5 protein-coding genes are annotated in these 8,729 nt (G+C 42.1%); all 5 read left to right on the forward strand.

Annotation, left to right across the window (positions count from 1 at the left end; genetic code table 11):
• On the forward strand, positions 1–567 hold a 567-nt coding region (locus DXD25_RS17245), incomplete at its 5' end, for a PD-(D/E)XK nuclease family transposase (RefSeq protein ID WP_233522350.1).
• Positions 568–603: 36 nt separating this feature from the next.
• Positions 604–3,915, forward strand: a complete 3,312-nt coding sequence (locus DXD25_RS15390) for a helicase-related protein (RefSeq protein ID WP_117664271.1) — start codon at positions 604–606, stop codon at positions 3,913–3,915.
• A 5-nt stretch (positions 3,916–3,920) separates the two neighbouring features.
• Positions 3,921–7,040, forward strand: a complete 3,120-nt coding sequence (locus DXD25_RS15395) for an Eco57I restriction-modification methylase domain-containing protein (RefSeq protein ID WP_117664272.1) — start codon at positions 3,921–3,923, stop codon at positions 7,038–7,040.
• 5 nt (positions 7,041–7,045) lie between these two features.
• Entirely contained in the window at positions 7,046–7,714 is a 669-nt protein-coding gene (locus DXD25_RS15400) for a hypothetical protein (RefSeq protein ID WP_147327945.1), read from the forward strand.
• Positions 7,715–7,880: 166 nt separating this feature from the next.
• The gene (locus DXD25_RS15405; protein WP_117664274.1) at positions 7,881–8,561 is read left to right on the forward strand and encodes a hypothetical protein; all 681 of its coding nucleotides are present in this window, start codon (positions 7,881–7,883) and stop codon (positions 8,559–8,561) included.
• The last annotated feature ends 168 nt before the right edge of the window (positions 8,562–8,729 follow it).

Here is an 8,729-nt window from a genome sequence, read left to right on the forward strand (position 1 = left end):
CTGCTCAACTTCAACATGAACGAGGAAGCCTTCAATAAGGAGGAAATCCGACATCACGTACAGCTATGCGATACTGCCACGCACAAGATATTCTACGATAAGCTGGAATTTATCTATGTAGAAATCGCCAAGTTCAATAAGTCGCTTGACGAATTGGAAACGCTCTACGACAAGTGGCTCTATGCCCTGAAGAATCTCTACAAGCTCACCCAGCGTCCTAAGGCCTTATGCGACAAGGTCTTCGACCGCCTCTTCGAAGAAGCCGAGATTGCAAGTTTTACTCCGCAGGAGCAGCGAGAGTACGAAGCCAGCAAGATGGCATATCGCGACATCAAGAATTCGATTGATACCGCTAAGAGAGAAGGAAAAGAAGAAGGTCTGGCTGAAGGAATGGAAAAGGGCTTGGCTGAAGGAATGGAGAAAGGATTGGCTGAAGGAATGGAGAGGGGTATGACCCAGCGTAGCCTTGAAATAGCCAGGAAGATGCTGGCGAATGGTATGGATACAGCCACGGTGATGAAAATAACAGGGCTGTCGGAGAGTCAGTTGCAGCAGCTGAAAGGATAAGGGAAATTTAATAAATAGTAAGTGACATAAAATAAGATGGCAAAACAATTTTTTACCAATAAAAACGGCAATACCCTTATAAAGGAATTTGAGGGATTGCTTGCATATAACCCAAGTATCAAGTGTCTAGACTCTGTTGTCGGATTTCTTCGTGCTTCAGGTTACTTCACTTTGCGCCCTTTTTTAAACAGCATAGACAAAGTGCGCATACTTATTGGTATTGATGTAGATAAATATATAGCCAATGCACACAACAAGGGACAGATGTTCTTTGGAGCGGAAGAGGAGGTCAAGCAAGATTATCTCTCTCAACTGCGCAGTGATATAGAATCTTCACCTTACTCAAGCAGTGTAGAAGAAGGCATCTTTCAATTGATTGAGGATCTGATAAGCGGCAAACTGGAACTTCGTGCACATCCAAGCAAGAAAATTCATGCCAAGATGTATCTGCTATATCCTGAAGAGTACAACCAATATACATTGGGTGCAGCAATTACGGGTTCCAGCAACCTCAGTGGTAACGGCTTGGGAATCAGCCAAGATAAGCAATATGAGTTCAACGTACGACTGACCGATTATGAAGATGTGCAGTTTGCCAAAAATGAGTTTGAACAGCTTTGGCAAGAGGCTGAAGGATGCCCTATTACGGCAGAAGATATTAAAGCCGGTTCCATCCAGCAGACTTATCTTAATGGCGATGTTACTCCTTATGAGCTTTATATCAAGATGCTGATGGAGTATTTTGCAGACCGTGTACTTGCAACAGATGCAGGGGATGCTTTTGTTATGCCAGAAGGTTATACCAGATATGAATATCAAAGCGATGCCGTTGTAGAGGGATACCAGAAGCTTCTCAAGTATGATGGTTTCTTCCTGGCAGATGTAGTAGGTTTGGGCAAGACGGTCATTGCAACCATGATAGCTAAGCAGTTCTGTATTGATAATGGCTATGAGAACACCAAGATTCTGGTGGTTTATCCTCCTGCAGTAGAACAGAACTGGAAACAGACCTTTAAGGACTTTGGTATTGATAAATACACTCGTTTTGTTAGTAATGGCAGTTTAAACAAGGTTCTTGACGAGAATAATTTTGACTACTGGAATGCAGATGAGTATGATTTGGTATTAGTGGATGAGGCGCATAAGTTCCGCACCCATACCAATACCGCTTTTACCAAATTGCAGGAAATATGCAAGATGCCGCGCATTGAGCCAGGAAAAATTCCTGGTCTGAAGAAGAAGGTGATGCTCATTTCGGCTACTCCTATGAACAATACTCCTGCCGACCTGTACAATGAGATGCTGCTTTTCCAGGATCCTCGTTGTTGCACGATTGATGGTGTACCCAACTTAACTTCTTTTTTCTCCCCGCTGATTGTTGAATTCAAGAGACTAAAGAAGGATCCTGATTATAATCTTGCTAAGTTCAAGAAACTGGCAGAGAAGGTTCGTGACAGAGTTATCAAACCTATCACTGTTCGCCGTACACGTACTGATATCGAGGCGATTCCGCGCTACAACAAGGATATCCAGGGCTTCCCTAAGGTTGCAGCACCAGAAATGAAAACCTATGAGATGAACAATCATATAGCCGACTTGTTCGAAAGCTCTATGGATACTCTTGTTAATGGGTTGACGTATGCCCGCTATCAGGCAATAGCCTATCTGCTCCCGGAGAAATCAGAAGGTCTCTATGATAATGCGCAGCTGATATCACGAAGCTTGGCAAGCATTCGAAAAAATGGACTTGTGAAGCGTTTGGAAAGTTCTTTCTATGCTTTCAAGACATCCATTTGTCGATTCAGGGATACTAATCAGTATATGATAAATATGTTTGCAAACGACAGGGTATTTATTGCGCCAGATCTTGATATCAATCATCTCTATGAACAGGGATTGACTGATGAAGAAATCGAAGAACGCCTTCAGGAAAAAGCTGAGGATAATCCGAAGAATGCTGTCTTCAAGGCTGAGGATTTTGAAAAGGAATATATAGACATGCTTCGTGCAGACCAAAAGGTTCTTGAAGAAATGTGTGCCCAGTGGGAAACCGTTGATGTAGAAGGTGCTGACGACTCTAAGTTTGCCAAATTCCAGGATCTCCTTAAGCATGAACTGTTCAAGAAAGACCGTAACCCAGGACAAAAACTGGTTATCTTCTCAGAATCGAAAGATACTGTAGGATATCTCCAGCGCCGAATCAATCGCAAGGATGTACTCGTTGTTGACTCCAGCAATCGTAACAAGTTGTTTCAGACCATTCAGGAAAACTTTGATGCCAATTACAAAAAGTCACAACGCAAGGATGATTTCAATATTATCATAACCACAGATGTGCTCGCCGAGGGCATCAACCTGCATCGTTCAAACATCATCATCAATTATGATACACCTTGGAACTCAACCAAGTTGATGCAGCGAATAGGACGTGTCAACCGTATCGGTTCTGAGGGTAAGAATATCTATAACTATGTGTTCTATCCTTCACGTCAGGGCAATCAGATTATCAAGCTCAACCAGATAGCCCTTTCAAAGATTCAGACATTCCATTCTACATTCGGTGAGGATAATCAGATTTACTCGCAAGAAGAAATCATAGACCGCAATATAGACAAACTCTTTACAGAAGGAATACAGGCAGAAAAGGGAGAACTCAACGAGGAAATTCCTTTCTACGAGGAACTTCGTTCGTTATATACCAGTGATAGGCGTGAGTACAACCGCATAGCCAAGATATCTCTTCGCAGCCGTACCGGACGTAATGCACGGGAGGTTGATGGGGTTACGCTATCTGATGATACGTTGGTATTCTTGAAGACAAACATGCGTAAGTCGTTCTTCCGTTCTAGTGATGAGTCAGTAGAAGAACTATCCGTAGTGGATGCTCTCAAGTATTTTAAGGCTGATGTTTCCGAAGAAAAGACCGACCGCATAGAACACCATCACGATCATGTAAGGAATGCCCTGAAGAAGTTCCAAAAGCAGTGTAGCCAGGAGCAGGTAGAGCAGGAAGCTCTATCGCTACAGGCTGGAGTAGCACTGGGTGCTCAGGTTGCAACTGCTACTAATCTACTGAATCTCTTCCTGCCTGAAATACAGGATCAGAACCTCTATCAGCAGGTTGTTCAGTTGCGCATCCTGGCAGAACGGGGCGTGATAACAGTCATTGCCAAGCGCCTTCAGCGTATGCAGAAGGAGATGCAGCGTGGCAAGCTGAAACGTGATGAAGCTTTATCGCAAATCATAGAAATGGCAAAGAAATACAATGCTTACTATCTGAGTGCCGAAGAAATGAAGCATGAAACAGAAACAGAGGCACAGATTATTCTTAGTGAATCATTTAAATAAAAAATATGGATTATCGTTCAATCATTGAATCTAAATACAATCGTACAAACTGGCAAAAACTCCTGTACGACATCTTTCGTCAGAATATCAGATTCTGGCAGCAGCCCATAGAGGTATCTGTGGATGAGAACATGGCAAAAACTGCTCTCTACATCGGACAGATTAGCCTGCCGGATGGTCATGGCATAGCTGTATATGAGGTTGAGCTTAGTGATAAGGTCATCATAGAGCGAAACCGTGCAGGCATCCGCAACTTGCTCTGTACCAATTGGCGTGGTATAGGATGTGCAGGAGCATTTATGTTCTGTTACCGACAGAATGAGTCGGTGCTGCGTTTTTCGTATGTCAGCGAAGCATTGTTCTTTACCGAAGATGGCAGTCTGAAAAAGGAAAGTACTGACACCAAGAGATTTACATATCTGCTTGGTGAGGGACATCGTAGCCGTACTGCTATTGAACAGTTCGAAAAACTCAAGAAGAGTAGTCTCGGTCTGAAGGACGTAACCAAGGCTTTCTCCGTAGAGGCTCTTTCTGATTCCTTCTTCAAGGAATACAAGAAACAATACGAGGATATCGTGGAGTTTGTTACGGGAAAACGTATGATAAAGGGTGCCAACAATAAATGGAAGGAAGAAGTAACAGGCGAGTCATGCGCAGAAATCATGCGTGAGTTTGCTGCATTCCCAGATGCAGAAAAGGCGGTGCGCGATTATGTCAAGAAACTTATGGGACGCCTTGTATTCATTCAGTTCTTGCAGAAGAAGGGATGGATGGGATGCCCTGCTGGAGAGGCTTGGAAGAATGGCGACAGCGAGTTCGTACAGAACCTCTTTGCCAATACTCCATACAAGGAAACTTTTGTGGACGATGTGCTGGAACCCCTCTTCAATGATATCAATACCAAGCGACCTGGTGACCTGACAAGCAGTCCTCATGTAGGCGTGAATATCAAGATTCCATACCTTAATGGCGGATTGTTTGAGAATGACGATTACGACAGTACCAACTTCCCTCTTCCAGCAAAGTATATGAAGAGTATGCTCGACTTCTTTGCCAGCTACAACTTCACCATCGATGAGAACGATCCTGATGATGCAGAGATCGGCGTAGATCCGGAGATGCTTGGCCGTATCTTCGAGAATCTGCTTGAAGACAACAAGGATAAGGGAGCATTCTATACGCCAAAGGAGATAGTGCAGTATATGTGCCGTGAGTCTTTGATAGCTTACTTGCAGACGGATATCACAGAAGACGCTGTAAAGGATTCTATCCGCCAGTTCGTTACTTCATACGATGTTTCTCCGCTTGATAATGAACAGAAGCAGACGATAGATAAAAAACTGAAGGAGGTTAAGATTTGCGACCCTGCCATCGGTTCCGGTGCTTTTCCTATGGGGTTATTGCGCGAACTCTATGCGTGTCGTAAAGCGATAGAAGGTATTGATGATGAGACAGCTGTCGGCATCAAGACGCATATCATACAAAACAACATCTATGGTGTTGATATCGAGAAGGGTGCAGTGGATATTGCCCGTCTTCGCTTCTGGCTTGCCCTCATTGTGGACGAGCAGAATCCTCATGCCTTGCCGAATATGGACTTTAAGATTATGCAGGGCAATTCGCTTCTGGAGCAGTATGAGGGTGTGGATTTGAGCGGTATGTCGCTCAACGAGCAGTTAAAGAAGAAATCACGTTCCAAAAAGCAGGAGGCATGGCAGCAGACTTTTGCCTTTGATGAGAGAATTGCGCTAGACAACATCCAGCATGCCATTCATGAATATTATCTTACGGATGATCACGCTACGAAAATAAATCTTCGTAGTGCGATCAATGAGAATGTGCGCAGCTATATTCTCAATCTTAAAGGCTGTACTTCTGACATTCAGCAAAAACTGGAGAATCTGCCAATTCCAAATGACCAGTTCTTCCTTTGGCATATCTATTTCAAGGATGTGTTTGATAAGGGAGGATTTGATATTGTCATTGGTAATCCGCCATATATTAATGCTATTGAACTTAAAAAACAATTAGGTTCAGAAAAGTATCAGCAACTCAAGAAATGTTTTACAACAGCCAAAGGTGCAACAGATTTTTATGTTTACTTCTTTGAGAAAGGACTAAATCTACTTTGTGATAAAGGATGTTTATGTTATATAACTCCGAATAAATATCTATGCGCCAATTATGCTGTTGAATTTAGAAAACTCCTTGTTAAAGAAACACAAATTATAAGTTTTTGGGATGTATCTAACACTCAATGCTTTAATGCTTCTGTATACCCTATAGTAACTCATCTGCGTAAAACCGGAAGAGCACAAAATTATGGTTTTTCTGTATTCGCAAGAGATAATAAAACTCTTAGATATCTGTCAAGTCAACTTTCTCTTTTGCCTGAGAATCTTTTGGGCTTTTTATTGTCTGATAAGATTGAAGTGATAAACTCCTTGATAGACAAGAGTAAAAAACTGATAGATGTTTGTGAAATAAATGCTACGTCAACGGCTGGAGAAGCTGATAAATTTCATGACTACATTGAAGAAGATGGCGATGGTTTTCAACTTATTAATACAGGAACTATAGACCCATATGTTTCTCTTTGGGGAATTAGGCAGTTAACTGATAAAGGGTGTAAATATTTAAGACCTACATTGGCAAAAAGTCGTGAGAAAATAGGTGACAATAGATACACTATGTATAATTCCACCAAAATAATATTTGCAAAAATGGCGGGAAAAGTAGAAGCCTTTTTAGATGAGGATGGGGAATATGCATCAATTAATACAAATTGTATTCACTCCATAAAAGTCAACAATAAATTGCTTTTAGGTTGGTTGCATTCAAAAGTATTTAATTTTATTTACGATGTGTTTTTTGACGGATTAAGAATGGCTGGAGGATATTTACCATTTTCTGCGCCATATTTATCTTGCATGTATTATCCACAGAATATAGATTCGGCGATCAGTGAAGGTGTAATTTCTCTTGTCGACCATATTCTTTCCTTAAAGAAAGAAAATCCATATGCTGACACTTCTGCCCTCGAAGCAGAAATAGATCAACTTGTCTATCAGCTTTACGGCTTGACCGACGAAGAGATTGCAATCATTGAGAACTCAACAAAATAACAAATATGGCAACACTTAAAGAACTATACACAACTCTTAAGTCACTACGGGATATGAATCTTCCCGTAGATGACAAGCTGTTGGCTGCTGCCGACTCTTTGGAGGAGAAAATCATAAAAGAAGAAATTCTCCCTTCATTGAGCCAGAATATAGAGCCACAGCTCAGCGAGATTCAGCGAGACCTGGTACTGGTAGTAGAATATCATCCAGGCGAACCATTGAGCGTAGCTCTATCCCGCAAGGCAAAGATCAGTGAAATCATTGATGCCAAAACCCTGACGCCAAAGGCAAACAAACCGGTATCAAGCGAGGTGAAACCACAGCAAGTAGAACCTCATACACCTTCTAAGCATGTTGAGAATCCAACCAAGGGACTTCGGGTCACATTCTCTGATGGTACGGTTATATGGCATAGGTCTGCAATCGATACATTCATCGCAACGCTCAGGAAGATAGGTCTCGAACGCATCCCGCAAGTTGGTATCATCCACAGTGGTTACAATCTTGTCGGCAAAAAGAAAAGACCGCTTGTTCCTGGCAGAATCTGGCAGCATGAGATAGATGGCTGGTATGTTTATTCTGTATTGAACAATCAGATGAAAATAGATGATTTGAAGCGCATATCGGCATACTATAAGTTATCTCTTGCCATTGATGAGATCAAGCCCAAATAATATCTATTCCACCCGTCGTGACGTTTACGTAAATAGTAGAATGATAATATAAATAGTCTTTCCCGAAAGAGTAACAACATAACAATAAAGAACGCAAGCCCCGCCTAGCAGAGTAAAACGCTCTCGCTAGGCGGGGCTTTTGCATATACTTAAAAACTATAATAATATGAATGAAGAAGACCAACAATCAAACAGCAGCCAGTCTGCTCCTGATGATGAGGGAGCCAAGAACTTTGTCAACCAGCCAGGCTATCAAAAAGAAGCCATGGGGATGGTTAACCTGATCGTTGATGTAATGAATGATACCCATGAATACAAAGAGGCGATGTTCTGCAAACATTTACTGATGGAATGCAGTCGCAAGCATCATCTTGATTTAGAAGAGCAGATAGAACGTGTGGTGGCACATGCTCAGGACATAGATGAGTTTGGTAAGTATATGAAAGCCAAGAAAGGCGAATTGAACCCCAAGCGTATATCTGAGCAGAAGTTTGCTTATGCCATCGACCAGCTGATGGAGTCTGTAGATGAATCTGGCAAGTACATATTCAAGATTCAGCGCCACTGGATTGCCGTGTTCAGAGTAGCCGTAGATTTGCATTTAATAGGAGAGAATGACTATAAAGGCTTCTGCAAATGGATAGATACGATTCACCCGGGAGCATTCAGAGTGAAGCTGACGCAGGGTGATCTGAAACAGATCAGTAACTCGGATTGTTATATGAAACCATTCGATAAATGGGGATATGCTCCGATGGGAAACGTGAAGAAAGAACCTTATATCGCGATGACCCATGTGGTGGTTTGCTTCAGAAATCTGTTGGGAATCGACGAAAAAATTGCTTGAAAACGGCTCAGAAATAACCCTCGTTATAACTTTATAACCCTCGAAATAACCGCAGGGTTATTTTCTTGGTCAGTATCAGATTTCGCCGTACCTTTGCCTCGCAATCAGATGATAAAGTCTGGTTGCGGGGCTTTTCTGTATATGGAAAACCGGTACCATTTCCTGGTA

The sequence above is a fragment of the Prevotella sp. TF12-30 genome (genome assembly GCF_003436715.1).
Taxonomy (GTDB): domain Bacteria; phylum Bacteroidota; class Bacteroidia; order Bacteroidales; family Bacteroidaceae; genus Prevotella; species Prevotella copri_A.

What these genes read in the sequence shown, in the direction of transcription:
- DXD25_RS15390 (WP_117664271.1), top strand. Translation starts at nt 604, where the DNA reads ATGGCAAAACAATTTTTTACCAATAAAAACGGCAATACCCTTATAAAG.
- DXD25_RS15395 (WP_117664272.1), top strand. Translation starts at nt 3,921, where the DNA reads ATGGATTATCGTTCAATCATTGAATCTAAATACAATCGTACAAACTGG.
- DXD25_RS15400 (WP_147327945.1), top strand. Translation starts at nt 7,046, where the DNA reads ATGGCAACACTTAAAGAACTATACACAACTCTTAAGTCACTACGGGAT.
- DXD25_RS15405 (WP_117664274.1), top strand. Translation starts at nt 7,881, where the DNA reads ATGAATGAAGAAGACCAACAATCAAACAGCAGCCAGTCTGCTCCTGAT.